This is a genomic window from Winogradskyella vincentii, from assembly GCF_020166345.1.
Classification (GTDB): Bacteria; Bacteroidota; Bacteroidia; order Flavobacteriales; family Flavobacteriaceae; genus Winogradskyella; species Winogradskyella vincentii.
Map to the genome: position 1 here is coordinate 455,135 of NZ_JAIUJS010000001.1, position 26,492 is coordinate 481,626.

Annotated in this window: 19 protein-coding genes and 1 riboswitch; of the genes, 12 read left to right on the plus strand and 7 right to left on the minus strand. The window is 33.9% G+C overall.

Annotated features, from left to right (window positions below):
• Genes LBV24_RS02105 through argH form a run of 4 tightly spaced genes read left to right on the plus strand, consistent with a single transcriptional unit; the run spans window position 1 to window position 4,041 of the window.
• Window positions 1-936, plus strand: a complete 936-nt coding sequence (locus LBV24_RS02105) for an N-acetylornithine carbamoyltransferase (protein WP_224476934.1) — start codon at window positions 1-3, stop codon at window positions 934-936.
• A complete protein-coding gene (gene argB / locus LBV24_RS02110; protein WP_224476935.1) occupies window positions 936-1,712 on the plus strand; it encodes an acetylglutamate kinase in 777 nt (258 codons plus the stop codon). The genes LBV24_RS02105 and argB overlap by 1 nt, the downstream gene beginning before the upstream one ends.
• Window positions 1,709-2,770 (plus strand): M20 family metallo-hydrolase, encoded by a 1,062-nt coding sequence (locus LBV24_RS02115; protein ID WP_224476936.1) that lies wholly within the window; start codon window positions 1,709-1,711, stop codon window positions 2,768-2,770. The genes argB and LBV24_RS02115 overlap by 4 nt, the downstream gene beginning before the upstream one ends.
• Window positions 2,767-4,041: an argininosuccinate lyase gene (argH, locus tag LBV24_RS02120; protein WP_224476937.1), complete on the plus strand. Its 1,275-nt coding sequence runs from the start codon at window positions 2,767-2,769 to the stop codon at window positions 4,039-4,041. Before LBV24_RS02115 ends, argH begins: the two co-directional genes overlap by 4 nt.
• Window positions 4,042-4,147: 106 nt before the next feature.
• Here argH and LBV24_RS02125 read toward each other — a convergent pair whose 3' ends face one another.
• Both LBV24_RS02125 and gltB read right to left on the minus strand, forming a co-directional pair.
• Window positions 4,148-5,614, minus strand: a complete 1,467-nt coding sequence (locus LBV24_RS02125) for a glutamate synthase subunit beta (protein WP_224476938.1) — start codon at window positions 5,612-5,614, stop codon at window positions 4,148-4,150.
• 4 nt (window positions 5,615-5,618) lie between these two features.
• Window positions 5,619-10,118: a glutamate synthase large subunit gene (gene gltB, locus LBV24_RS02130; protein ID WP_224476939.1), complete on the minus strand. Its 4,500-nt coding sequence runs from the start codon at window positions 10,116-10,118 to the stop codon at window positions 5,619-5,621.
• Between the two features lie 441 nt (window positions 10,119-10,559).
• Between gltB and LBV24_RS02135 the strand changes: the two genes are divergently transcribed.
• From LBV24_RS02135 to LBV24_RS02145, 3 genes are read left to right on the plus strand one after another with little or no spacing between them, the layout of a single operon-like run.
• Window positions 10,560-11,567, plus strand: coding sequence for an outer membrane beta-barrel protein (locus LBV24_RS02135; protein WP_224476940.1), 1,008 nt, complete (start codon window positions 10,560-10,562; stop codon window positions 11,565-11,567).
• A 17-nt stretch (window positions 11,568-11,584) separates the two neighbouring features.
• Window positions 11,585-11,923 carry a P-II family nitrogen regulator gene (locus LBV24_RS02140; RefSeq protein ID WP_224476941.1) on the plus strand — a complete coding sequence of 113 codons (339 nt, stop codon included), beginning with the start codon at window positions 11,585-11,587 and terminating at the stop codon, window positions 11,921-11,923.
• 5 nt (window positions 11,924-11,928) lie between these two features.
• Complete coding sequence (locus LBV24_RS02145) at window positions 11,929-13,161, plus strand: ammonium transporter (RefSeq protein ID WP_224476942.1); 1,233 nt, start codon at window positions 11,929-11,931, stop codon at window positions 13,159-13,161.
• 166 nt (window positions 13,162-13,327) lie between these two features.
• On the opposite strand, the gene LBV24_RS02150 is transcribed toward LBV24_RS02145, so the two are convergent.
• The 5 genes from LBV24_RS02150 to LBV24_RS02170 are packed head-to-tail and all read right to left on the minus strand — an operon-like array spanning window position 13,328 to window position 20,198.
• On the minus strand, window positions 13,328-15,916 hold the full coding sequence (locus LBV24_RS02150; RefSeq protein ID WP_224476943.1) for a phosphoenolpyruvate carboxylase: 2,589 nt from the start codon (window positions 15,914-15,916) through the stop codon (window positions 13,328-13,330).
• A gap of 3 nt (window positions 15,917-15,919) precedes the next feature.
• Window positions 15,920-17,038 (minus strand): 3-isopropylmalate dehydrogenase, encoded by a 1,119-nt coding sequence (gene leuB, locus LBV24_RS02155; RefSeq protein ID WP_224476944.1) that lies wholly within the window; start codon window positions 17,036-17,038, stop codon window positions 15,920-15,922.
• A gap of 8 nt (window positions 17,039-17,046) precedes the next feature.
• Window positions 17,047-17,637, minus strand: a complete 591-nt coding sequence (gene leuD / locus LBV24_RS02160; RefSeq protein WP_224476945.1) for a 3-isopropylmalate dehydratase small subunit — start codon at window positions 17,635-17,637, stop codon at window positions 17,047-17,049.
• Window positions 17,637-19,019, minus strand: coding sequence for a 3-isopropylmalate dehydratase large subunit (leuC, locus tag LBV24_RS02165; protein WP_224476946.1), 1,383 nt, complete (start codon window positions 19,017-19,019; stop codon window positions 17,637-17,639). Before leuC ends, leuD begins: the two co-directional genes overlap by 1 nt.
• 3 nt (window positions 19,020-19,022) lie before the next feature.
• Window positions 19,023-20,198, minus strand: coding sequence for a 2-isopropylmalate synthase (locus LBV24_RS02170; protein WP_224476947.1), 1,176 nt, complete (start codon window positions 20,196-20,198; stop codon window positions 19,023-19,025).
• 147 nt (window positions 20,199-20,345) lie between these two features.
• On the opposite strand from LBV24_RS02170, the gene LBV24_RS02175 reads away from it, so the two are divergent.
• The 5 genes from LBV24_RS02175 (at window position 20,346) to LBV24_RS02195 (ending at window position 26,481) form a co-directional block, all read left to right on the plus strand.
• Entirely contained in the window at window positions 20,346-21,893 is a 1,548-nt protein-coding gene (locus tag LBV24_RS02175; protein ID WP_224477150.1) for a hypothetical protein, read from the plus strand.
• Between the two features lie 103 nt (window positions 21,894-21,996).
• A riboswitch (SAM riboswitch) is annotated at window positions 21,997-22,121 on the plus strand.
• A gap of 121 nt (window positions 22,122-22,242) precedes the next feature.
• A complete protein-coding gene (locus LBV24_RS02180; RefSeq protein ID WP_224476948.1) occupies window positions 22,243-23,541 on the plus strand; it encodes an O-acetylhomoserine aminocarboxypropyltransferase/cysteine synthase family protein in 1,299 nt (432 codons plus the stop codon).
• A gap of 79 nt (window positions 23,542-23,620) precedes the next feature.
• Window positions 23,621-24,073 carry an OsmC family protein gene (locus LBV24_RS02185; protein ID WP_224476949.1) on the plus strand — a complete coding sequence of 151 codons (453 nt, stop codon included), beginning with the start codon at window positions 23,621-23,623 and terminating at the stop codon, window positions 24,071-24,073.
• Between the two features lie 7 nt (window positions 24,074-24,080).
• On the plus strand, window positions 24,081-25,088 hold the full coding sequence (locus tag LBV24_RS02190; protein ID WP_224476950.1) for an alpha/beta fold hydrolase: 1,008 nt from the start codon (window positions 24,081-24,083) through the stop codon (window positions 25,086-25,088).
• 145 nt (window positions 25,089-25,233) lie between these two features.
• On the plus strand, window positions 25,234-26,481 hold the full coding sequence (locus LBV24_RS02195; protein WP_224476951.1) for an NAD(P)/FAD-dependent oxidoreductase: 1,248 nt from the start codon (window positions 25,234-25,236) through the stop codon (window positions 26,479-26,481).
• Window positions 26,482-26,492: the final 11 nt, after the last annotated feature.

Sequence of the window (26,492 nt, forward strand, 5' to 3'; positions counted from 1 at the left end):
ATGAAACACTATACACACATAAAAGACTTATCTGATTTAAAAACTACGATTAAGGATGCTATTTTATTGAAAATGGATCCATTTAAAAATCAAGACATTGGTAAAAATAAAACATTGATGATGTTGTTTTTCAATTCAAGTCTAAGAACTAGATTGAGTACCGAGAAAGCAGCTAAAAACCTTGGCATGTCAGTTATGACCTTAGATATAAACAATGTTTGGAAATTAGAATTTGAAGACGGCTCAGTGATGAATATGAATTCGACAGAACACATCAAGGAAGCAGCGCATGTTATTTCGCAATATGCAGATATAATAGCCATTAGAGCATTTCCAACTTTGACCGATAAAAAGAAGGATGAATCAGAATTGATTTTAAAAAGTTTCATAAAATATGCAACCGTACCAATTGTTAGTATGGAAAGCGCTACTGGCCACCCTCTTCAGTCGCTAACTGATGCCATAACAATTTCAGAATTTACGGAAAAAAGAAAACCTAAAGTTGTTTTAACCTGGGCACCACATCCTAAAGCACTTCCACAAGCAGTAGCTAATTCATTTATTGAAACAATGCAATTAATGGATGTAGATTTTACCATTACACACCCAAAGGGATACGAATTAAATCCAGAAATAGTAAAAGACTCAAATGTTACCTATAACCAAAATGAAGCATTAAAAGATGCAGATTTTGTTTATGCGAAAAACTGGAGCAGTTACAATAATTATGGTCAAATTCTAAATCAGGATACCAATTGGAAAATTACCAAAGAAAAGTTAGGCCAAGCAAAATTTATGCATTGCCTACCGGTTAGAAGAAATGTTGTGGTTGACGACGATGTATTAGATAGTGATCAATCTATCGTTATTCAGCAAGCAAATAATAGAACATTTGCAGCACAAATTGTATTAAAAAACATCTTAGAGCAATTATAATGAAATCTCTTAAAGTCATAAAAATAGGTGGTAATATTATTGATGACCAAAAAAGTCTAGATGAATTCTTAGAGACTTTTACAAAAATTGAAGATCCAAAAATATTAGTACATGGTGGTGGGAAAATTGCCTCCGAAATGGCAAGAAGTTTAGATATTCCTGTAAAAATGTTTGAAGGTCGCAGAATTACAGATGAAGCCACTTTAGATATTATAACAATGGTCTATGCTGGTAAAATAAATAAAACCATTGTCGCTAAGCTACAATCAACTAACTGCAATGCACTAGGTCTTACTGGTGCAGATGGCAATACAATCGAAGCTGACAAAAGACCTGTGTTAAAAATTGATTATGGTTATGTGGGTGATGTAAAAAAGGTGAATTTTGAGATAATTGAAACTCTAATAAGCAATAACATCACTCCCGTATTTTGTGCAATAACACATAACAAGAAAGGGCAATTACTTAACACAAATGCAGATACAATTGCAACGGAAATTGCAATGGCTTTTGCCGATAGCTATAATGTGGAACTTTACTATTGTTTCGAAAAAAATGGTGTTTTAAATGATATTAATAATGAAGATTCAGTAATTGAACAAATAGATTCTATTTCATTCAAAAACCTAGTATCCGAAGGTATAATTGCTGATGGTATGCTGCCAAAAATAAGTAATTGCATTAATGCCGTAAACCATAATGTTGATAAGGTTTGCATAGGTAAACACGACAAATTATTTACAAACAAAAAAGGATATACAACCATTGTAAAATGATAAAGAAATTAATCCAAGACGCTAAAGAATTATTAAAAGAGCTCATTGAAACTCCTTCATTCTCCTCTGAAGAAAAGGATACAGCGATTTTACTTGAGAAGTGGTTTAAAAACTACGATATAGCTTATAAGAGAACCAAAAACAATGTTTGGGCAACAAATAAATATTTTGATGAATCAAAACCAAACTTGTTGCTTAATTCTCACCATGATACAGTAAAACCAAATAAAGGCTATACTAAAGATCCATTTAAAGCAATTGTAGAAGATGGTAAATTATTTGGCCTCGGAAGTAATGATGCAGGAGGATGTCTGGTTTCACTTTTAGCTTGTTTTACATACTTCTATTCTAAAAAGAACCTAAATTATAATATCATAATAGTGGCCTCTGCAGAAGAAGAAAGTAGTGGCCCAGATGGTTTAAATAGTATGTTATCTATTATTCCAGAAATTGATGTGGCCATTGTTGGTGAGCCTACCCAAATGCACTTGGCTATTGCAGAAAAGGGCCTTGTGGTTTTTGATGCTAAAGTAAAAGGCACACCTAGCCATGCAGCACATCCAAACAAAAACAATGCAATTTATAATACAATTGACATTTTAAATTGGTTTAAAGATTTTCAATTTGAAAGAAAATCTCCTGTTCTAGGAAATGTGAAAATGACCGTTACCCAGATTAATGCTGGTCAACAACACAATGCAGTACCTTCGGAAGTTGATCTAGTAATAGATGTTAGAGTAAACGACAAATATAGCAATGAAGAAATCGCTAAAATTTTAAAGAAAAAATCACCTTGTGATAGTATTGAAGCAAGAAGTCTTAGATTGAACTCTTCATCTATACCCTTGAATCACGAAATAGTTAAAGCCGGAATTGAATTGGGTCGAGAAACCTATGGTTCACCGACATTATCGGACCAAGCAACATTAAGCTGCCCATCTTTAAAACTTGGGCCTGGAGATAGTACAAGATCGCACACAGCAGATGAATTCATTTATTTAGAAGAAATTGAGGAAGGCGTTAAAATATATATAGAATTACTAAAACGAGTATTATGAAACTTTGGGATAAAGGATTTTCAATAGATAAAAAAATAGAGAGCTTTACAGTTGGCAAGGACAGAATTATAGATCTGCACATTGCAAAATATGATATACAAGCCTCAATAGCCCATGCTATAATGCTAAATTCTATTGGTATTGTAAATGATGCTGAATTAAGTGCGTTGACAAATGAACTAAACAGGCTTTATGAAGACGCAGAAAAAGGTGAATTAATAATCGAAGAATCCTTTGAGGATATCCATTCTAAAATTGAGCAAGAACTCACTAAAAAATTAGGTGAAACAGGCAAAAAAATACATACTGCGAGATCTAGAAATGATCAAGTTTTAGTCGCTTTACAGTTATATTACAAAGACAGCCTGAATATTATAAATCAAAAAGTAAAATCCCTTTTTGACACATTAATTGTTTTAGCAGAAACTCATAAGTCTAAGTTATTACCTGGTTATACTCATTTACAAGTTGCAATGCCATCATCTTTCGGTTTATGGTTTTCAGCATATGCTGAGTTATTAATCGATGATGTTTATTTGCTTAATGCAGTAAAGAACATTGTAGACCAAAATCCTTTGGGTTCAGCAGCAGGCTATGGTAGCTCCTTTCCTATTGATAGAACTATTACTACAGATGAACTCCAATTTAAAACATTGAAGTATAATGTTGTGGCTGCTCAATTAAGCAGGGGAAAAAGTGAACGATGTATGGCGAGTGCCCTTGGTAGCTTAAGTAATACACTTGGAAGATTTGCTATGGATGTTTGTTTATACATGAGCCAAAATTTCGATTTCATTAGTTTTCCAGATGAATTGACTACAGGAAGTAGCATTATGCCACATAAAAAGAATCCTGATGTGTTTGAACTTATTAGAGGAAAGTGTAATAAAATTCAAGCATTACATACCGAAATGTTGCTAATCACAAACAACTTGCCAAGTGGATATCACAGAGATTTTCAGCTACTTAAGGAAAACATGATCGATGCTATTGAAAGTATAAAAGATATATTGGATATTTTCAATTTTTCTATAACACAAGTCATTGTAAAAGACGTAAACCTTAACGATGATAAATACAAATACCTATTTACTGTTGACAGCATAAACAATTTGGTAGTGGACGGAATGAGTTTTAGAGATGCCTACAAACAAATTGGAGATGAAGTACAATCCGGAAATTACAAACCAGATTTAGGTAAGGAACACTCCCATATCGGAAGTATACATAATTTGTGTTTAGAAGACATCAAAACTAAATTTCCAAGTTAAAAAAAAGCATCTGTTTCCAGATGCTTTTTGAACTCTACTAGTTATTTAATAGCCCTAACCCTAATAATTCTCTAGCAGCTTGTTCTTTGTATTACAAATATAAGAATTATACTCTAGGTAAATCGCTACTATCCTTAAGTGGCAAATGCGATTCTCCCATTAAATATGTATCAATATGGTACGCCGCTTGCCTACCTTCTGAAATAGCCCAAACTATTAAAGACTGTCCTCTCCTCATATCTCCAGCAACGAATATTCCAGGTACATTAGTAGCATAATCCGTTGTTGTAGCTTTAATATTTGTTCTAAAGTCCATATCTAACCCAAACTGATCTGCCAATGTTTTCTCCGCACCAGTAAATCCTAATGCCAATAGTGCTAAATCACATTCCCATTCCTTTTCAGTGCCTGGTAATTCTTTTAATTGAGGACGCTCACCTTCTTTAAAAATCCATTCTACCTCCACTGTTTTCAGTGCTTTTAAATTTCCATTTTCATCACCGACAAATGCTTTTGTTGATACACTAAAAAAGCGTTCAACTCCTTCCTGATGTGAAGAGGAGGTTTTTAATCTCATTGGCCAATATGGCCAAGGTTGATGAGCAGGCCTACCCTCTGTTGGTTTGCTTAAAATTTCAAAATTGGTCACTTTATTCGCACCATGTCTGTTTGAAGTTCCTATGCAATCTGATCCTGTATCTCCACCTCCAATAACAATAACATTTTTATCCTTTGCAGAAATAACATCATCAAAATCCCTCAAACCATCAACAAATTCATTATTCTTTTTCAAAAAATCCATGGCTTGTACAACACCGTTTAAATCTGCACCAGGAATTGGAATACTTCTTCTAACTGTTGCACCACCGCATAGAACAATGGCATCAAATTCTTCTTTCAATTTATCTGCCTTAATATTCTCACCAACATGTGCGTTTGTTTTAAAGACAATACCTTCTTCCTCAAGGACTTTGAGACGTCTATCAATAACAAACTTCTCCATTTTAAAATCTGGAATTCCATATCTTAAAAGACCACCAATTTTAGCATCTCGCTCAAAAACAGTAACAGTATGACCAGCTCTATTTAATTGTTGTGCCGCCGCCAAACCAGCAGGACCAGATCCAATTACAGCAACTGATTTTCCTGTTCTTTTTTCTGGTGGATTTGCAACAATCCAACCCTCCTCAAAAGCAGTTTCAACAATATTCTTTTCGATATTCTCAATAGTCACAGGGTCTTCATTTATGCCAAGCACACAAGCCTCTTCGCAAGGAGCAGGACAAAGTCTTCCTGTAAATTCTGGAAAATTATTAGTCTTATGAAGTATTTCTGCTGCCTCTTTCCATTTACCTTTATACACCTTGTCGTTAAAATCTGGTATAAGATTTCCCAATGGACAACCACTATGACAAAAAGGTATACCACAATCCATGCAGCGCGCACCTTGATCCTTAAGCTTGTTTTCTTCTAACGGAACTGTAAACTCTTTATAATTTTTAATTCGTTTTTTTGGTTCAATGTAACTTTCGTTCTGACGTTCAAACTCTAAAAATCCTGTTATCTTTCCCATCTTCTTACGCTAATTTTAATTGTTCTTCCTCTAATCTCAATAGTGCTTGCCTATACTCTTCTGGTAAAACTTTTTTGAACTTTGGTAAATAGCTTTCCCATTCAGTTAAAATTTGTTTTGCCAACGGGCTATTTGTGGCTACATAGTGATTTTCAATTAATACTTTTAACTGATTCTCATCCTCTTGTAAGGCTATTGGATCAATATTTAAATCTGCACTATTACATTTTTTAACGAATGATTTGTCATTGTCTAAAACATATGCAATTCCGCCACTCATACCTGCTCCAAAATTTCTACCTACATCTCCTAAAATCACAGCAACGCCACCTGTCATATACTCACAACCATGATCTCCAATCCCTTCTACAACAGCAGAAGCACCAGAATTTCTAACACAAAAACGTTCACCAGCTTTACCATTTATATAAACCTCACCAGAAGTAGCACCATATAATGTAACATTACCAGTGATTATATTTTCTTGTGGTACAATGGTACATCCCTCAGGAACCTTTATGGTTAGTTTACCACCGGAGAGTCCTTTACCCAAATAATCATTTGTATTGCCATGAACCGTCATACTTACACCTTTGGTTGTAAAAGCTCCAAAACTTTGGCCAGCTGAACCTTCAAAATCAATATTAATGGTATCATCAGGTAATCCTTGAGCTCCATAAATTTTTGAAATCTCATTACTCACAATTGCTCCAACAGCTCTATCTATATTAGTTATAGGTAATTTTAGATGTGTACGTTGTCTTCTGAACAAAGCCTGATGAGCTTTCTTAATAATTTGGAAGTCTAAATGCGTTTCTAGATTATGATCTTGCTGATCTGTATTGTAAAGTTTAACATCCTCAGAAACCTCTACTCTATGAAGAATTGGCGTTAAATCTATTCCAGATGCCTTATAGTGTTCTATTGCTTTATTACGATTTAATTTTTGAACCTGACCTACCATTTCATTGACGGTTCTAAATCCAAGCTTAGCCATAATTTCTCTCAACTCTTGAGCCACGAAATACATATAATTTACAACATGCTCGGGTCTTCCTTTAAACTTTTTACGCAATTCTGGATTTTGAGTTGCTATACCAACTGGGCAGGTATTTAAATGACAAACACGCATCATAATGCAACCCGAAGCAACTAATGGAGCTGTGGCAAATCCGAATTCTTCAGCTCCTAACAGACATGCAATAGCAACATCACGACCAGTCTTTAATTGCCCATCGCATTCTAAAACGATTCTGTTTCTTAAATCATTCATTACCAAGGTTTGTTGCGCTTCTGCAATACCAAGTTCCCATGGCAAGCCTGCATGTCTTAATGACGTTAAAGGAGATGCTCCAGTACCACCATCAAAACCTGAAATTAAAACAACATCCGCTTTGGCTTTTGCAACACCTGCTGCAACAGTACCTACACCAACCTCTGAAACTAACTTTACATTAATTCTCGCCTCACGATTTGCTGATTTAACATCATAAATCAATTGCGACAAATCTTCAATTGAATAAATATCGTGATGTGGTGGCGGAGAAATTAATCCTACATACGGTGTAGAATTTCTTGTTTTGGCAATTTCAGGATTCACCTTAGGACCAGGTAACTGACCTCCTTCTCCAGGTTTTGCTCCTTGGGCTATTTTTATTTGAATCTCATTAGCGTTTGTCAAATAATTTGAAGTAACACCAAAACGTCCTGATGCAACCTGTTTTATTGCAGAATTACGCCAATCGCCTTGAGAACTCTTATAAAAACGTTCTTGATCTTCACCACCCTCACCAGAATTGGATTTTCCACCAATTCTATTCATTGCAACGGCCAAATTCTCATGAGCCTCTTTACTAATTGAACCATAAGACATTGCTCCTGTCTTGAAACGCTTTACGATTTCAGTCCATGATTCTACCTCTTCTAGAGGTATTGGATCGAATTTATCAAACTCAAACAACCCTCTTATTGTCATTAAACTCTTAGATTGGTTATTAACTAACTTAGAGTATTCCTTGTAAGTTGATGCTTTATTAGTTCTAACAGATTCTTGTAATTTGGCAATAGTTAATGGATTGAACATATGTTTTTCTTGTCCACGTCTCCATCTATAATCTCCACCAACTTCTATATCTAAATTGGTTTGGTTTGGCCTAAATGCCTTACGATGACGTTTAACAATTTCTTGCTCAATTTCCCTTAAACCAATACCTTGAATACGTGTTGGTGTGTTTGGAAAATATTTATCAACTGTAGCTGTATTGATCCCTATACATTCAAAAAGTTGAGAAGCTCTGTACGAATTCAATGTTGAAATACCAATCTTATTCATCACCTTTAAAATACCCTTCCCAATGGCCTTATTATAATTTTTTATTGCCGTTAGATATTCTAAATCTGTAACATCTTTTGTATTGATTTGTTCCTGTACTATTTCGTTAACTATATATGGATTTACAGCACTTGCGCCAAACCCAAATAACAGGGCAAAATGATGAACTTCACGAGGTTCAGCAGATTCAATTATTAAACTAACCTGAGAACGTTTTTTTAACTTGTGTAAAGCATGGTTTACATATGAACATGCCAACAAGGCTGGAATTGGAGCATGGTTTTCATCGACATATCTATCTGAAAGGATAATAATGTTTATGCCTTCATCAATGGCTTTTGATGCTTGATTCACAAGATTTTCTAAAGCAACTTCTAATTCGTTTAATCCTCGATTAACTTCATATAGCATTGAAATAGTTTCAACCTTGAAATCTGGATTAGAATCGTAATTTCTAATTTTATCTAAATCGTGTTTTGAAATAACAGGATTTTGAATTTTTAGCTTTTTACAATGCTCATCATTTATGTCGAAAATATTAACATCTCTTCCAAGTGTTAAACTTATATCTGTAATTAATTCTTCTCTAATACCATCCAATGGTGGATTAGTAACCTGTGCAAACAGCTGCTTAAAATAATTATATACCAGTTGTGGTCGCTCTGATAAAACAGCAATAGGCGTATCACTACCCATTGAGCCAATTGGTTCCTTGCCCAATTGTGCCATTGGCCTGATAATAGTGTTTAAGTCTTCTTGAGTATACCCAAAAATTACTTCGCGTTTTTTAAGATCAATTTCATCATAAAGGATTGGCCCTTTTTTAGCAGAGAGGTCTTTTAAATGCACTAAATTCTTATCCAACCACTCTCGGTATGGATATTTATTGGCAATTTTTTCTTTGATTTCCTCATCATTAACTATTCGTCCTTCATTCATATCCACCAAGAACATCTTACCTGGTTCTAAACGACCATGAAATTCAACATTCTCTGGTTTTACATCTACAACACCAGTTTCAGAAGACATTATAACATTGCCATTTTTTGTAACGGTATATCGAGAAGGCCTTAATCCATTTCTATCTAAGACAGCACCAATATAATTACCATCTGTAAATGGTATGGAAGCAGGACCATCCCATGGTTCCATTAAACAGGAATTGTATTCATAAAAAGCTTTCTTAGCATCAGACATGTCAGGGTTTTTTTCCCATGCCTCTGGCACTAACATCATCATGGCCTCAGGTAAAGAACGTCCTGTCATTAGAAGTAATTCAACAACCATATCTAATGTGGCAGAATCAGATTTACCCTTTAAAACAGTTGGTATAATTTTCTTAATGTCATCACCAAATGCATCGCTTTTAATGATTTCTTCTCGAGAAAACATTCTAGAAACATTTCCTCTTAAAGTGTTAATCTCACCATTGTGACATATATATCTAAAAGGTTGCGCCAAATCCCATGTCGGAAATGTATTTGTTGAAAAACGCTGGTGTACCAAGGCTAACCTAGTATCTAATGCCGAATTGAATAAATCTAGATAATACTCATTTATATGTTCTGGCTTAAGAAGACCTTTAAATATTATAATTTTAGTAGAGAGACTCGGTAAATAAAAATATTGAGCCTCTGATAATTTTGAATCGTATATGGTATGCTCAGTAATTTTCCTTGCTGCAAATAATTTAAGATTAAAATCCCTGTCGGACATTTTTTCATCAGCTTTACCAATGAATATTTGCTTAATTGACGGCTCTGTAGTTTTAGCAATTTCACCAAGTATTTCACTATTAACCGGAACATCTCTCCAGCCAATTAATACTAGACCCTGTGATTCAATTTCCTTTTCAAAAATATCGATACAATATTGTCTTTGGTTTTCTTTTCTCGGTAGAAAAACATTGGCTACAGCGTATTGACCAGCTTCAGGTAATTCAAACTCACAGAATATCTTAAAAAACTTGTGAGGAATATCTATTAATATACCAGCGCCATCACCTGTTATCCCATCAGAACTTACAGCACCACGATGCTCAAGTTTCACAAGTATTTCTAACGCTTTATGGATTATATCATTTGATCTTTTACCAGTTAAACTACATATAAATCCTGCACCACAATTATCGTGTTCAAATTCCGGTAAATAAAGTCCTTGTTTCTTCAGCATAATTCAAAATTTTAGAGGGTTTTTCACAACAATTCATTCCTCTAATATAGGTGCAGTTATTCGATAAAAAAAAAAGTGAAAACACTTTTCCCATATCGATAATTGAAGAGATTTTAATTGATAAAATGATAAATTTTTGCCTGTATAATGCTAAATATTCAATGATGATTTTTTAATAAAATACAGCTAAAAATTACGAAAACGATTGCGAAAATATTGTTTGATTATTAATTCAATATTAAATGAGAATAAATATTAGAAATAATTGAAATTCATAATTATCATTTCAATAAAAAAATCAATATAAATTAGTTTACCCTTAATTTTTTAGGGGTAAAATATATTATATTCGTAAAAATTAATTTTATACCCCTTTTTTTTAGGGGTTATATTTAAAGATTATATAGTTTTGGCTCATCTAACTAATAAAAGATGAATTTTATGAAACGATTATTTACTTTAACATTACTTTTCACGGTATTAATAATTAATGCTCAGGAAACAGAAAAAAAAGAGAAGAAGTTTACTATAAGTGGATCAGTTGATGCTTATTTTCAAACTTATTTAACGGCCTCTGATGACAGCAGTCAATCCTTTGGGACTGCTTTTGCGGACCAAACTGGTTTTGCTTTAGGTATGGCCAATGTAATATTTAGTTACGAAGGAGAAAAAGTTGGTGCTGTAGTAGATTTAGTCACTGGACCAAGGGGTGCTGGTGCAACATTCAATTCTGACATTGTAGATGGCATTGTCAATCAAGCATATGTTTACTGGAATGTATCTGAGAACACTACACTTACATTTGGTAGATGGAATACTTTTCTAGGTTACGAAGTTATTGCACCGGCTGCAAACTTTAACTATAGCTGTTCCTATTTATTTTCAAATGGTCCATTTTCACATATGGGTCTGAAAGCTGACTTTATATTGTCCGATGATATTAATTTAATGCTTGCAATTACAAACCCTTGGGACACTAATAATGTATCTTCTACTGGAGAGTATGGTTATGGTGCCCAATTAGGATTTTACAATCAGTACTTAAACATATATTATGATAGTGGTAATAACGGTGGTTTAGGATTTGAGATTGACTATACTGGTGGTTTTGATTTAACCGATAATTTCTTTTTAGGAATTAATGGTGCATACAATGATAATGATGGTTCAGGCTTTTACGGTGCTGCTCTTTATCCACAGTTAGCAACTTCAGATGACTTTTCTCTAGGCTTAAGAGGCGAATATTTTGGTTTACACGGTGATGCAAATCCAGCTGAAGAAAGTGTATTGGCTCTAACACTAACTGGAAGTTATGTTGTAGATAACTTAATTATCAAACCAGAAATTAGATTGGATTCTTGGAGTGATGCTATGCCTTATTTAGATAGTGACGGTGATGCTACTGATAATCTGGCTGCATTCACTTTAGCCGCGATATATACATTTTAACTAATACTATAAAAACAATGAAAAAAGTAGAAGCAATTATTAGAAAATCTAAGTTTTCTGCAGTGAAAGCTGCGCTACACGATGTTGGTGTAAACTTCTTCTCTTACTGGGATGTAACTGGACTCGGGAACGAAAAAGAAGGTCATGTTTACCGTGGCATTTCTTACAGTACCAGCGATATCCAAAGACGCTATTTATCAATTGTGGTAAATGATGATTTTGAAGACGTAACCATCAAAGCAATTTTAGAGGCTGGTTCAACAGGTGATGTTGGAGATGGGAAAATCTTCGTCTCAAAAATCGAGGAAGTCTATAGAATAAGAACAGGAGAAAAAGGAGGGAATACTTTAAAATAAAAAACATGGAATTACTTACTACAAATAACGTATGGATGATGATCTGTACAGCGTTAGTTTTCTTTATGCATTTAGGTTTTGCATTTCTAGAAATTGGATTGACGCGTCAAAAAAATACGATTAACATTTTATTTAAAAACATATTTATTATTACAGTTGGACTATTGCTTTATTGCCTAGTTGGTTTTAACTTAATGTACCCTGGGGATTTTAATGGGTTTTTAGGATTCGCAGGTTTTGGATTAGATGCACCATTAACAGATGCTGGTGCTTTAGATCTTGCATATAACGAAGGTTATACTTACTGGACTGATTTCTTATTTCAAGGAATGTTTGCAGCAACGGCAGCAACGATTGTTTCTGGAGCGGTTGCAGAACGTATTAAAATTGGTCCATTTATGATTTTTACCGTGCTATATGTTGGTATCATTTATCCAATTGCTGGATCATGGAAATGGGGAGGTGGATTCTTAGACAGTATGGAGACTCCTTTTTATGATTTTGCAGGTTCAACATTAGTTCACTCAGTAGGTGGATGGGCAGCTGTTGTTGCAGTTTGTTTGCTTGGCGCCAGAATTGGCAAGTTTAAAGATGGAAAACTACAAGCAATACCAGGTCATAATATACCATTAGCAACAGCAGGTGTTCTGATTCTATGGTTAGGCTGGTTTGGATTTAATGGTGGCTCAGTTTTATCAGCTGACCCTGAACTTACGTCTTTAACTCTTGTAACAACTTGTTTAGCCGCAGCTTCAGGTGGTGTTGTTTCAGCATTAGTTTCTAGTGCTATGTTTAAAAACTTAGACTTAACCATGTTCTTAAATGGTATTTTGGGCGGTTTAGTTGGTATAACAGCAGGAGCTGATCAAATGAGTCCAACCGATGCCATTTTAATTGGAGCAATTGCCGGCGCACTTATCGTATTTGCAGTTAGCTTTATTGACAGATTAAAATTAGATGATCCTGTTGGGGCAATTGCAGTACACTTAATATGTGGTATCTGGGGAACATTAGCAGTAGGTCTTTTTGGAAACCTGGCTAGTGGTGCACAATTTTTAAGTCAACTTATAGGTGTAGCTTCATACGCTGCCATTTGTATTGTATCATCTTTCATAATAATATTTATACTTAAGAAAACCGTTGGAATCAGAGTTTCTGAGCGCGAAGAGTTAGAGGGCTTAGACGGTCATGAACATGGTATGGATGCATACCCTGATTTTAGAATGAACGAACATTAAATATAAATTTTAGATTGATTGTTTAGATAATTAGTTGTTAGTTAAAAACCCTCTGAAACGTAAAGTTTTGGAGGGTTTTTTAATTCACTATAATCTTCTAATTAAACAACACAAAAGCCTTATAGAAATCTATAAGGCTTTTTACTTTATAATGATTTGTTATACGTTAAGCAGAATTTCTACTTGCATTAATATTACCAAACAATGATCTAGTAACCATTTTTTCGAATACCCTTATTTCTTCCGCATTGTTAGACTTATCTTTCTCTAACTCTTGAATTTTTTTAAGAGCATACTGTTGTATGGTCAATAAAGGTAAGACTATAGATTCTCTAACATCAATTGAAGCTTTAGAAACTGGTTCGTCTTCCATAAGTTCTTTAGAACCAGTAAGTTTTAATATCAAGCGCTTTGATGTTAAATACTCCTCATAAATAAGATTCCAAAAATCACCATATTCTGGATCTTCAGACATGTATCTAGTTAAGTTGAAAAAGGATTTAGACAAAGACATCATACTATTACCAATAAGTGCTCTAAAAAATCTAGATTCTTGATACAAGTGTTGTACTTTATCAAACTCTCCTTTATCTTCATAATGCTTTAATGCTGTACCAACTCCAAAAAATCCTGGGACATTCTGTTTTAATTGACTCCAAGATCCTACAAACGGTATAGCACGTAAATCTGCAAAAACCAAACTATCAGATTTACCTCTTTTTGAAGGCCTACTGCCAATATTGGTTTTAGCATAGTACTTCAACGTACTCATTTGCTCAAGGTATGATAAAAACTTAGGGTGCTTTTTAAAGTTGATATAGGTCTCATAGCTTAGATTCGCCAGGTTATCCATAACCAATTTATCCTCTTTTAGCATCTCTAGATTCTTATCATTCAATCTATTTGAAATGCCCGAACTTATCAACTGCTCCATGTTATATTGGGAAGAATCAATAGTACCAAAATTAGAACTAATGGTCTGTCCTTGTATGGTAAGCTGAATTTCTTTGTCTTCTATGGTTGGTCCTAAAGATGCATAAAACTGATGAGTCTTACCTCCTCCTCTTGCTGGCGGACCACCTCTACCATCAAAAAATATCACATCAATATCATATTTTCTTGATAATGCAGTTAATCTCTCTTTTGCTTTAAATATTGCCCAGTTAGCCATTAGATATCCACCATCTTTAGTACCATCACTGAAACCAAGCATAATTGTTTGCTTGTTTCCTCTTTCCTCAAGGTGTTTTCTGTAATTTGGATTTGTATACAACTCCTCCATTACAGCTGGCGAAGCTTCCAAATCCGTAACTGTTTCAAATAACGGAACTACATCAGCCGTCAGATTGTCTCCAAAGGCAATTATCTTAAGCATTGCAAACAACTGAAGCACATTCATTGTTGTTTGATTATTACTTATGATATATCTGTTACAAGCAATTTCTCCATTTTTATCTTGAATGGTTTTCATGGCCCTAATTGTCTCAACAATATTAATTGCCATTTCATCCTTAAATTCAATATCCTCTGCTATTAAACCTTTTATTTCAGACAGATGCTTTAATTGTTTATCAAGCGAATAATCAAAGAAGTCTTCAGGGAAAAATTCAGTTTTGTTTTCAATTAATTCCTTTACTAAAGCTCTAAACATGGCATCATGCACACGACTATCTTGTCTTATATCTAAACTTGCAAAATGATATCCAAAAAGAGTAGTTCTATTAATTAGAGTAGTTACTTTATCTACAAATAATGATTGATGTTCGTTTATTAGCACATCTCTAATATCATAAAGCTCTTGTCTGAATTCAGCTAGTGAAATTCTAGTAGAATGGTCTTTATGCAATAATGTGTTATGAAGTCTATGATTTAATTCTATAATTCTTTCTCTAATTCCTTTGAAGGTTAATCGCCTTCTCAAATACTTTACATCTTTAATGTAATTTTTAATTATAGATTCTTTTAATTTTCGCGCGACATTTAGTGTTATTTGAGGTGTCACAAACGGGTTGCCATCTCTATCTCCACCTGGCCAAAAACCAATATTTACAATTGAATTATCAATTTCTTTTTCTTCAAAAATATTTGTTTGAACATAATCATATATATCTCCAAACGAATGATAGAATACATTTTTTAAGTACCAAATTAGATTGACAGCCTCATCATAAGGTGTCGGCTTTTTATCTTTAAAAAAAGGAGTCTTACCTAACTGACCGAGTAAACTTCGAATTTCAGTAAGATTATCAACTTTAATAGCTTCGGCTAAATCTGTAATTATTCCTAAAACGGTACCAGGATAAAATTGAGTTGGATGTGCTGTTAACACTATTCTTACTTTAAAAGCTTCTAAATACTCTTGCAATAATTCAATTTTATTTTCTGCTTGGGCGTTTTCTTTTAAACTTCTCAATGTCCCAATACCTTCCATATTGTTAACTACAGGAAAGGCCGCATCCTCTACCGCATCAAACAACACCACTTGTCGCTCAATATACTGAATGAACCTGAACAATAAATTTATCTGACTCTGTGCAGATCTTCTTGCTTGATACTTCTTAAAAAAAGTATTAACAATAGTTGTAGGATCTTCATGATTGTCAAATCCTTTTTTACATGTTTCATAAAACAATGGCAGTAAAGCCACAGTTTTAGAGAGGGTATCAAAAGGAAGGGTCATGAATATACTATTGTATATCTGATATTTGGATAAAACGTTTTGGTTAAAACGCTTTAGTTTTGGCTCTGTTGGCATAATTTAAATTATTGTTGATTGACCTAAATGAATGTTCATAAAATTTAGATTTGTATCCTTGGGATTAAAGATAAAATCTTCTATGAAATCACCAACAATTGAAGTTGTCACTTTATCTGACGCTGGATTAATATCTGGTGTTGAAATTTTAAGTTTTAAAGATTTTTCCACACCAGCTCTTATTAATTCTGCTTCTGTATTTAAATTGAAATGATCTAGCAACATTGCAGCGGATAAAATTGATGCAATTGGATTTGCAATTCCTTTTCCCGTAGCTTGAGGGAAAGATCCGTGTATAGGCTCAAACATGGAATATTTGTCTCCAACGGATGCCGAAGCTAATAAACCTATTGAACCACCAATAACACTGGCTTCATCACTTATAATATCGCCAAACATATTCTCAGTTAAGATAACATCAAACTGCTTAGGATTAAGAATCATTTGCATGGCCGCATTATCTACAAAAAGAAAATCTAAAGTTACCTGAGGATACCCTTTTGCAACCTCTGTCACTACACGCCTCCATAATCGAGAACTTTCTAGCACATTTGCCTTATCGACCAATGTAACTTTGTGGTTTCTAGTTTGTGCAGATTTAAATGCCAAATGTGCAATACGCTCAATCTCTGGTCTTGAATACTCACACAAATCTGACGCAATATTACCATCATCGCTAAGTTCTTTCTTTCCAAAATAAATTCCTCCAGTTAATTCTCTATAAATAGAAATATCCGTACCCTCAATTATATCCTTTTTTAAGGGTGATTTATTTAATAAAGTTGGATACGCCTTAACTGGTCTAATATTTGCAAAAAGCCCTAATTCTTTTCTCAATTTCAACAAACCCTGTTCTGGCCTAACTTTAGCTGAAGGATCATTATCATATTTAGGATGACCTATAGCACCAAATAAAACCGCATCACTAGATTTACATAGATCTAATGTTTCTTTGGGTAACGGATCGTTAAACTTGTCAATTGCAATAGCTCCTACATCCGCTTGTGTAAACTGAAAATTATGATCGTATTCTGAAGCAATAGCCTTTAATGCCTTAACCGCTTGATTTGTTACTTCTGGCCCTATACCATCACCTGGTAATAATGCTATTTTTAATTTCATCTAATTCTTTAAAATATTTTTTGAGCTTCAAAAGCTTCAATTAATTCTTTATTATTAACAAGGTAATCAATGTCGTCATAACCATTGATCATGCAAGTTTTCTTATATGGGTCTATTTCAAATTTTTCTGAAATATTTTTTCCTTCAATAGAAATTTTTTGCTCTTCAAGATTAACTTGAATCACCGTTTCTGGATTAGACTCAATTTCATTTAAGAGGTCACTCAAAAAAGTTTCAGAAACTTGAACAGGTAGTAGTCCGTTATTTAATGCATTTCCCTTAAATATATCAGCAAAAAAACTAGAAACTACAACTTTAAAACCGTAACCAACAATGGCCCAGGCAGCATGTTCCCTACTAGATCCGCATCCAAAATTATTGCCTGCCACTAAAATATTTCCTTTATAATCTGAATTGTTTAAAACAAAACTACTATTAACAGAACCATCCTTATTATACCTCCAGTCTCTAAAGACATTATCACCAAAACCCTTTTTATCAGTAGCTTTTAAAAATCTAGCTGGTATAATTTGATCGGTATCAACATTTTCTATATTCAACGGAATAGCTGTTGACCTAAGTGTTGTAAACTTCTCCATTAATTTAAATGTTTTGTAATATCAATTATTCTTCCTTCAACAGCCGTCGCAGCTGCCACTAATGGGCTGGCCAATATGGTTCTTGAACCTTGACCTTGCCTACCTTCAAAATTTCTATTTGAGGTTGACACGCAATATTCACCTTGAGGAATTTTATCATCATTCATAGCCAAGCATGCAGAACAACCAGGTTGACGTAATTCAAAACCAGCATCATCAAAAATATCCTTTAGACCTTCTTTAATTATTTGTGCTTCTACCTGTTTACTTCCTGGAACTAACCAAGCAGTAACATTTTCTGCTTTCCTCTTCCCTTTTACATAATTAGCTGCAACTCTAAAATCTTCAATTCTAGAATTTGTGCAGCTACCAATAAACACATAATTAATTGGTTTATCAATTAAGCTCTCACCAGCTTCAAAATTCATGTATTTCAATGATTTTTTAAAAGATGGGTTATTTTCAACAGGTATATTACCATTGATTTTTATTCCCATTCCTGGATTAGTACCATAGGTTACCATAGGTTCTATATCCTCAGCATCAAAGAAATACTCTTTATCAAATGTTGCATCTTTATCTGTTGGTAGAGTTTTCCAATATTCTAATTTCTTGGTTAAATCGTCACCCTTTGGCGCAAACTCTCTTCCTTTTACGTATTTAAAGGTAATTTCATCTGGCGCAATCATTCCACCTCTTGCTCCCATTTCAATACTCATATTACAGACCGTCATTCTACCTTCCATACTCATTTCTTCAAAAACGTTTCCGGCATATTCGCAGAAATAACCCGTACCAGCATTTGTACCAAGTTTTGATATGATATAAAGGATCACATCCTTAGGAAGAACACCTGGCTTTAGCTTTCCATTTACAGAAACCCTAAGACTTTTAGGTTTAGTAAGCAACAAACATTGACTAGCAAATACTTGAGCTACTTGACTTGTACCAATACCAAAAGCAATGGCTCCAAATGCACCATGAGTTGATGTATGACTGTCTCCACATACCATTGTCATTCCTGGTTGCGTAATACCTAACTCCGGAGCCATTACATGCACTATTCCATTATATTTATGTCCTAACTCGTATAATGTAATATTATTGGCTTTACAGTTTTCTGAAAGTTGTTGAAGTTGTTTCCTTGACAACTCATCCTTAACTGGTTTATCTTGATTTAGGGTTGGTGTATTATGGTCTGCAGTTGCAACTATTTGGTTTGGCCTATAAATAGGAATTCCTCGCTCTTTCAATTCATTGAAAGCTTGAGGACTTGTAACTTCGTGTATCAAATGCTTATCTATATATAAGATCTGAGGACCATCTTCAATACTACTTACAACATGCGCATCCCAGACTTTATCGAATAATGTTTTTCCCATAGTCTATGCCGATATTATTTCTTTGTAGACCCTACTTGTTTCTACAATTTGATGAATGTCATTATCATCTATTTCTTTTTTTCTATCAGCAAAACTTAAAAAGTTACTATAAACCTCATCTAATTGAAGTTTTGTTAATTCGTAACCAACTTTTTTAGCTCTGTATGCTAAAGCAGCTCTACCACTTCGTGCAGTAAGAACAATAGCAGAGTCAGTAACACCTACATCCTTAGGATCAATTATCTCGTAAGTCTCTCTATTTTTAATCACACCATCTTGATGAATACCAGAACTATGCGCAAAGGCATTAGCTCCAACTATAGCCTTATTAGGTTGGGTGTAAATACCCATATTATCACTCACCAATTGACTAATACCATATAGCATTGAGGTATTAATATTAGTATCAAGGTTAAGGTATGGATGCTGTTTCAAAATCATAACAACTTCCTCCAATGCAGTATTTCCAGCACGTTCACCAATGCCATTTATAGTACATTCTATTTGCCTTGCACCATTAATTACACCTTCTATTGAGTTTGCAGTCGCCAAACCTAAATCATTATGACAATGACAAGATAAAATCGCCTTTTCGATTCCTTTTACATTCTCCATTAGGTACTTAATTTTCGCGCCATACTCACTTGGCAAACAATATCCCGTAGTATCAGGAATATTCAAAACAGTTGCACCTGCTTTAATGGCAACTTCACATACTCTAGCCAAGTATTCATTATCTGTTCTACCAGCATCCTCTGCATAGAACTCAACATCTTCAACAAAAGACTTGGCATATTTTACAGCAGCATAAGCTCTTTCTAAAATATCCTCTTTTGTAGTTTTAAATTTGTGAAGAATATGTGATTCAGAAGTTCCAATTCCAGTATGGATTCGTGGCTTCTTAGCTTTCTTTAAAGCTTCAGCTGCTACCTTTATATCATTTTCAACAGACCTTGTTAAACCACAAACTGTTGCGTTCTTTACAATTTCGGAAATGGCCTCAACCGATTTAAAATCTCCCGGACTTGAAACGGGAAATCCAGCTTCAATCACATCTACGCCTAAAGCATCTAATTTTGACGCAATGACAACCTTCTGTTCAGTGTTCAGTTTACAACCTGGTACTTGCTCTCCGTCTCGTAAGGTTGTATCAAATATTTGAATATTGTTTTTTGACATTTATCAAAATAAAGTTTAGTATTGTTATACGAATTTATACCTTGAAACTTACTTAGTATATTCCATGCATTTTGATTTTACGATGTTCAAACTCAATAATGCATATTATATATTTGATAATCAGTAATATAAGCCATAATTCAATTGATAACTAAAGGCCAAAAAGACAACTTATTTTCACTGGTAAAATCCTTGAACAAGTCCGAAAAAAGACAATTCAAGCTTTATGTAGGTAGGCTAGGTGTAAATACAGACTCAAAATTCTTGAATTTATTCAACTTTTTGGATAAGGCTAAAGTTTATGATGAAGCTGCTATAATTAAGACAGGGATTGTTAAAAAACAACAACTCGCCAATGTTAAAGCTCATCTTTACAAGCAAATATTAATTAGTTTAAAGCTCAACCCATCACATCAAAATGTTCGTTCTCAAATTAGAGAACAGCTAGATTTTGCTTCAATTCTTTATCACAAAGGATTATACAAGCAAAGTCTAAAAATTTTAGATAAGGCCAAAGATTTGGCAATTTCAAACGAAGAAAAAAATATGGCATTTGAAATTGTTGAACTCGAAAAAATTATTGAAGCCCAGTACATTACACGAAGTATCAGTAACCGTGCAGATGAACTTGCCATACAAGCAAAAGAGTTAAGCTCACTAAATGTTATTGCTTCGAAATTATCAAATCTGTCCCTTCAATTATACAGCATAATGCTAAAAACTGGCTATGTTAAAAATGAAGATGAAAGCCAAGTGGTTACGAAATATTTTAATGACAGACTACCAAAGATTGATTTCAAAAAAATTGGTTTTAGAGAAAAACTATGGTTATATAAAGCACATCTGTGGTACAGTTTTTTAATGCAAGACTTTTTAAGTTGTTATAAATACTCATCTAAACTTGTCAATCTTTTTTATGACAACCCCAAGATGATAAACCTAAACCCTGTATTCTTTTTAAAAGGAAATAATTACCTCTTAGAGTCAATTTTCTACTTGAGAAATAAACCCAAGTTTGTAGAGAAATTAAATCACTTAAAAGAAACGGTTGATAATACAAAATTCATTAAAGATCAAAATGTTTCTACATTGGTTTTCTTGTATACTAATTTTCATAGTATAAACCAGCATTTTATTGATGGGAGTTTTGAAGATGGACTAGAACTTATTCCCAAAATAGAAAACCAACTATTAGAATACAGTAATCGTATTGACCCTCATCATCAAATGATATTTTACTACAAATTTGCTAGTTTAGAATTTGGAGCTGGCAACAATAAAGCTTGTATAAAACATCTTAATAAGATTATCACTAACAAATCTCTATCAATGCGCGAGGATTTACTCTGTTTTTCTAGAGTTTTGAATCTTGTTGCTCATTATGAAGCAGGCCTAGATTATCATTTAGATTCTTTATTGAGAAGCACCTACAAGTTCTTGATTAAAATGAACGACTTACATGAAGTTCAAAAGGAAATGATAAAATTTATCAGAGGGTTACAAGATATTTATCCACACGATCTCAAGAACGCATTTAAAGATTTACTAGAAAGACTTAAGGTTTATGAAGACCATCCTTTTGAGCGCAGATCATTTCTTTATCTTGATATTATTTCTTGGCTAGAGAGTAAAATTGAGAATAAAACCGTTAGTGAGATCATTAAAAATAAATATTTGACAAAATACGCGCCTTGATTTTCACGAATTCATAAAAAAAGCATAAAAACTAAAATTAAATTTGGATTTTAAGTTTTTGTGATGCAATATTTGTACTCACAAAGTTCAAAAACTTACTGAAATGTTATCAAGAAAGGTGGAGGGAATAGACCCACTGAAGCCTTAGCAACCCTCAGATTTACTGAGAAGGTGCTAAATTCTACTTAAACGAGCAAGTCATTTTTTGCAAGTTTGGATAGATAACTAAAGACCAATTACTCATCTGTAATTGGCATATTTCTTTATAACATTTTTCTATTAAGTACGCTTCACAAGAAGCTTATTTGGCTTTTGGTTTAATTATTTATTAACTCAAAAACTTAGAAAAATGAGTACACAAAAATTCGCAACCAATGCGTTGCATGCAGGACACGATGTTGAAAAAAATGGCGGAACACGAGCTGTTCCAATTTATCAATCAACAGCATACGTGTTCAATGATTCAGATCATGCGGCTAATCTTTTCGCATTAGCCGAAACTGGTAATATTTATACCAGAATTAACAATCCGACAAATGATGTTCTTGAACAGCGTTTAGCTACACTAGAAGGTGGTATTGCTGCGGTAACCACCGCCTCAGGTACTTCTGCCATTGCAACTAGTTTGTTAACGCTATTGAAAGCAGGTGACCATATTGTTGCATCTAACAGTCTTTATGGTGGCACCTATAATTTATTGAGTGTTACATTACCTAGACATGGCATCACTACCACATTTGTGGATCCATCTAATCCTGAAAACTTTAATAGAGCAGCTCAAGAAAATACACGAGCTTTCTTCATTGAATCATTAGGAAACCCAAAGCTAGATGTTCTTGATATTGAAGCTATAGCTAATGAAGCAAAAGCATATAAGGTGCCTTTGATCGTAGATAATACCGTTGCCACTCCGTATCTACTAAACCCAATAGAATATGGTGCTAATATTGTAATTCATTCATTAACAAAATACATTAATGGTAATGGCACAGCGTTGGGAGGCGTAATTATTGATGCTGGTACTTTTGATTGGACTAATGGTAAATTCCCAGAATTCACAGAACCGTCTGCTGGTTACCATGGTCTAGTTTATAGTGAAGCTCTTGAAGCTGCAGCTTTTATTGCTAAGGTGAGAATTGAAGGGTTAAGAGATTATGGTGGCGCTTTAAGCCCGTTTAACGCATTTCAGATCATCCAGGGATTGGAGACTTTAGAATTACGAATTAAGAAACACAGTGAAAATGCCCTAGAATTAGCAAAATGGTTGCAAGATCAACCTGAAGTTACTTGGGTGAATTATCCTGGACTAGAAACTAGCAATTACAAGGACCTCGCTGACAAATATTTACCTGAAGGACAAAGCGGTATAGTAACTTTTGGAGTAGAAGGAGGTTATGACGCCGCAAAGATTATTGCAGACAAAACAAAACTGTTCTCTCTTTTAGCAAATATTGGCGATACCAAATCGCTAATTATACATCCTGCTAGCACAACACATCAACAACTTAGTGATGAGGCACAAGAGAGCACAGGTGTAACCAAAGATCTTATTCGACTTTCTGTCGGAATTGAAAATATCGAAGATTTAAAAGCCGATTTAAAAGAAGCCTTTGCCGTTGTAAAACAGCAAAAAGCTCTTCAAAATTAGCCTTTAGTGTTGTTTAGTTGAAACAGATGCTCTTTTATTAGGGCATCTGTTATAATTCAAAAATCTAAAAGACAGAAAAATGAGTAATTTACAATTTAGTGTTTCAGGAGTTAGTACTTCAGAAACAAAATTCATAGGAAATACAAGACAATTTACATTAACAGTTGACGAACCAGAAGCCTTGGGTGGCACCGACGACTATCCAAATCCAGTTGAGTATATACTAGCAGGATTTGCTGGTTGTATCAACGTGGTTGGACATGTTGTTGCCAAAGAATTAGGATTTACCATCAATAATTTAAAGATTGAAGTCAATGGCGAATTAAACCCTAATAGGTTTTTGGGAAGCTCTAATGTAGAACGAGCAGGTTTTAAATCTATTAAACTTCATTTAATCCCTGATACAGATGCAGATATTGAGACTTTAACAAAATGGTTACAGATAGTTGAAGACCGTTGCCCTGTTAAGGACAATCTTCAAAATTTAACACCAATTTCAATTGCGGTAGAAAAAGAATATAATATTTCATAAATCTATAATGAGTAGATTAAAACATATCAAAATTTCAAATTTTAAAACCAATTCTGGTAAGACTTCGGAACTTTCCTTGTCTTACCAGACTTTTGGTATTGATTTAGGAAAAGCACCGATTGTTTTAGTAATTCACGCACTTACCGGAAACTCTACTGTTATTGGACCAAATGGCTGGTGGAATGACCTAATTGGTGAAGATAAGTGTATTGACACTAGCACTTATACTATTTTGGCGTTCAATATTCCCGGGAATGGTTTTGATACTTCGGCAACCGATTTAATTGATAATTATAAAGATTATAACGCTAGGGATATTGCCAAAATTTTTGCACTTGGAATTGAGGAGCTCGGTATTGATTCTCTGTTTTCAGTAATAGGTGGTTCTGTTGGAGGAGGCATTGCATGGGAATTAGCAGCACTAAAACCAAATCTTATTAAAAACCTTATTCCAATTGCAACTGATTGGAAATCTACAGATTGGCTAATTGCAAATTGCCATATTCAAGATGCTATTCTAAATAATTCTAGAAAACCTTTAGAAGATGCAAGGATGCATGCTATGACTCTTTATAGAACACCTGAATCCTTTACCGAAAAATTTGAGCGATCAAAGAGAAACTCAAATTTATTTAATGTAGAATCATGGTTGAATCATCATGGAAAGAGGCTAAACGATAGATTTATACTATCTGCTTACAAAATGATGAATCATATATTAAGAACTATTGACATAACCGAAGGAAGAGGTAATTTTATTGAGGTTGCACGTCAGATATCATCAAACATCCATATTGTGACGATTAATTCAGATCTATTCTTCAAACCAGAAGAAAACTGGTCTGCTTTTGTTGATTTAAAAGGCGTAAAGAACAATGTGGCAATTCACGAAATTAAATCTATTCATGGGCACGATGCATTCTTAATTGAATTTGACCAATTGGCAAGATTCTTGAATCCAATATTTAAAGTTAACTCAAGTACCATTATCACTAAGTCGAAATGTGTTGCTTAAGTTAATGTGCTATTAATCTCAAAACCCAGACAGTCTTGTTTGGGTTTTTAATTTTAGAATCTAAAATCTTTATTTAATGTTTTATTTATTTCAATTACAAAATTTATTTTTAGTTTATATTTATTAGGGTTCATGCGAATTAAATATGAGTAAAAATGTTGTTATTATTGGTGGCGGAATTATAGGTTTATGTTCAGCCTATTTTCTACATAAGGAAGGTCATCAGGTAACCGTTGTAGATCAATCAAATCTAAATTCTGGTGCTTCTTACGTTAATGCAGGATACTTATCTCCTAGTCACATAATTCCATTATCCGCACCAGGTGTAATGAAAAAAGGATTAAAATGGATGTTTAATTCTTCAAGTCCTTTATATATAAAACCACGATTAAATTTAGATTTTTTAAAATGGGCATGGGCCTTTAACAAATCATGTAATGCAGATCATGTTACAAGATCTGCTCCAGTAATTAGAGATATTGCTGTTTTGAGTCAGAAGCTCTTTGATGAAATAAAATCAACTGAAAAATTTACGGCACATTACGAGAAGAAGGGTTTATTCATGCTTTGTCAAACTCAAAAAATGTTAGACGAAGAACTTAAGCTTGCAGAAATGGCAACAGTACTTGGATTAGAAGCTAAAGGAGTAACACCTTCAGAAATTAAAGAATTAGAACCTAATGTAGAAATTGATACCATCGGTGGTGCCTACTTTAAATGTGACCACCACACCACTCCTCATGAGTTTATGAAAGACATGAAGGACTATTTACATAAAGCAGGAGTTACTTTTTACCTTAATGAAAAAGTTGAAGACTTAGTGGTTGAAAAACAAAACATAAAAGCTCTTAAAACTAATAAACAAACCATAACTGTTGATGAAGTTGTTCTCTCTGCTGGTTCGTGGAGTTCATTATTGAGTAAAAAATTAGGTTTAAAATTGCTCTTACAAGCTGGGAAAGGATACCGAATAAATACAGAAAGAAATACTGGCATCACTATTCCAGCGATATTAGTAGAAGCCAAAGCCGCAGTAACACCAATGCATGGATTCACACGCTTTGCTGGCACAATGGAAATTGCAGGAATTAACCATAATATTAATAAAGTAAGAGTTGAAGCTATTGCGAATGCGGCTAACCGCTATTATCCAACTGTAGAATTGACTCATTTAGAAAAAGAAAGGGCTGAATGTGGTTTACGTCCTGTTTCACCAGATGGATTACCCTATATTGGAAAATCAACAAGGTGCTCAAACCTAACTATAGCAGCTGGTCATGCAATGATGGGCTGGAGTATGAGTACTGCATCAGGTCTATTAGTTTCAGAGATTATCTCAAATAAAAAGACATCCTTAAATATTAATGCCTTTCATCCAGACCGAAGATTCTAGTATTAGAGGTT

Coding starts and splice junctions, on each gene's coding strand:
- LBV24_RS02170 (WP_224476947.1), bottom strand. CDS start 20,198: ATGTCAAAAAACAATATTCAAATATTTGATACAACCTTACGAGACGGA.
- LBV24_RS02195 (WP_224476951.1), top strand. CDS start 25,234: ATGAGTAAAAATGTTGTTATTATTGGTGGCGGAATTATAGGTTTATGT.
- LBV24_RS02115 (WP_224476936.1), top strand. CDS start 1,709: ATGATAAAGAAATTAATCCAAGACGCTAAAGAATTATTAAAAGAGCTC.
- LBV24_RS02105 (WP_224476934.1), top strand. CDS start 1: ATGAAACACTATACACACATAAAAGACTTATCTGATTTAAAAACTACG.
- argB (WP_224476935.1), top strand. CDS start 936: ATGAAATCTCTTAAAGTCATAAAAATAGGTGGTAATATTATTGATGAC.
- LBV24_RS02125 (WP_224476938.1), bottom strand. CDS start 5,614: ATGGGAAAGATAACAGGATTTTTAGAGTTTGAACGTCAGAACGAAAGT.
- LBV24_RS02190 (WP_224476950.1), top strand. CDS start 24,081: ATGAGTAGATTAAAACATATCAAAATTTCAAATTTTAAAACCAATTCT.
- leuB (WP_224476944.1), bottom strand. CDS start 17,038: ATGAAATTAAAAATAGCATTATTACCAGGTGATGGTATAGGGCCAGAA.
- LBV24_RS02135 (WP_224476940.1), top strand. CDS start 10,560: ATGAAACGATTATTTACTTTAACATTACTTTTCACGGTATTAATAATT.
- LBV24_RS02185 (WP_224476949.1), top strand. CDS start 23,621: ATGAGTAATTTACAATTTAGTGTTTCAGGAGTTAGTACTTCAGAAACA.
- leuC (WP_224476946.1), bottom strand. CDS start 19,019: ATGGGAAAAACATTATTCGATAAAGTCTGGGATGCGCATGTTGTAAGT.
- leuD (WP_224476945.1), bottom strand. CDS start 17,637: ATGGAGAAGTTTACAACACTTAGGTCAACAGCTATTCCGTTGAATATA.
- LBV24_RS02140 (WP_224476941.1), top strand. CDS start 11,585: ATGAAAAAAGTAGAAGCAATTATTAGAAAATCTAAGTTTTCTGCAGTG.
- argH (WP_224476937.1), top strand. CDS start 2,767: ATGAAACTTTGGGATAAAGGATTTTCAATAGATAAAAAAATAGAGAGC.
- gltB (WP_224476939.1), bottom strand. CDS start 10,118: ATGCTGAAGAAACAAGGACTTTATTTACCGGAATTTGAACACGATAAT.
- LBV24_RS02150 (WP_224476943.1), bottom strand. CDS start 15,916: ATGCCAACAGAGCCAAAACTAAAGCGTTTTAACCAAAACGTTTTATCC.
- LBV24_RS02145 (WP_224476942.1), top strand. CDS start 11,929: ATGGAATTACTTACTACAAATAACGTATGGATGATGATCTGTACAGCG.
- LBV24_RS02180 (WP_224476948.1), top strand. CDS start 22,243: ATGAGTACACAAAAATTCGCAACCAATGCGTTGCATGCAGGACACGAT.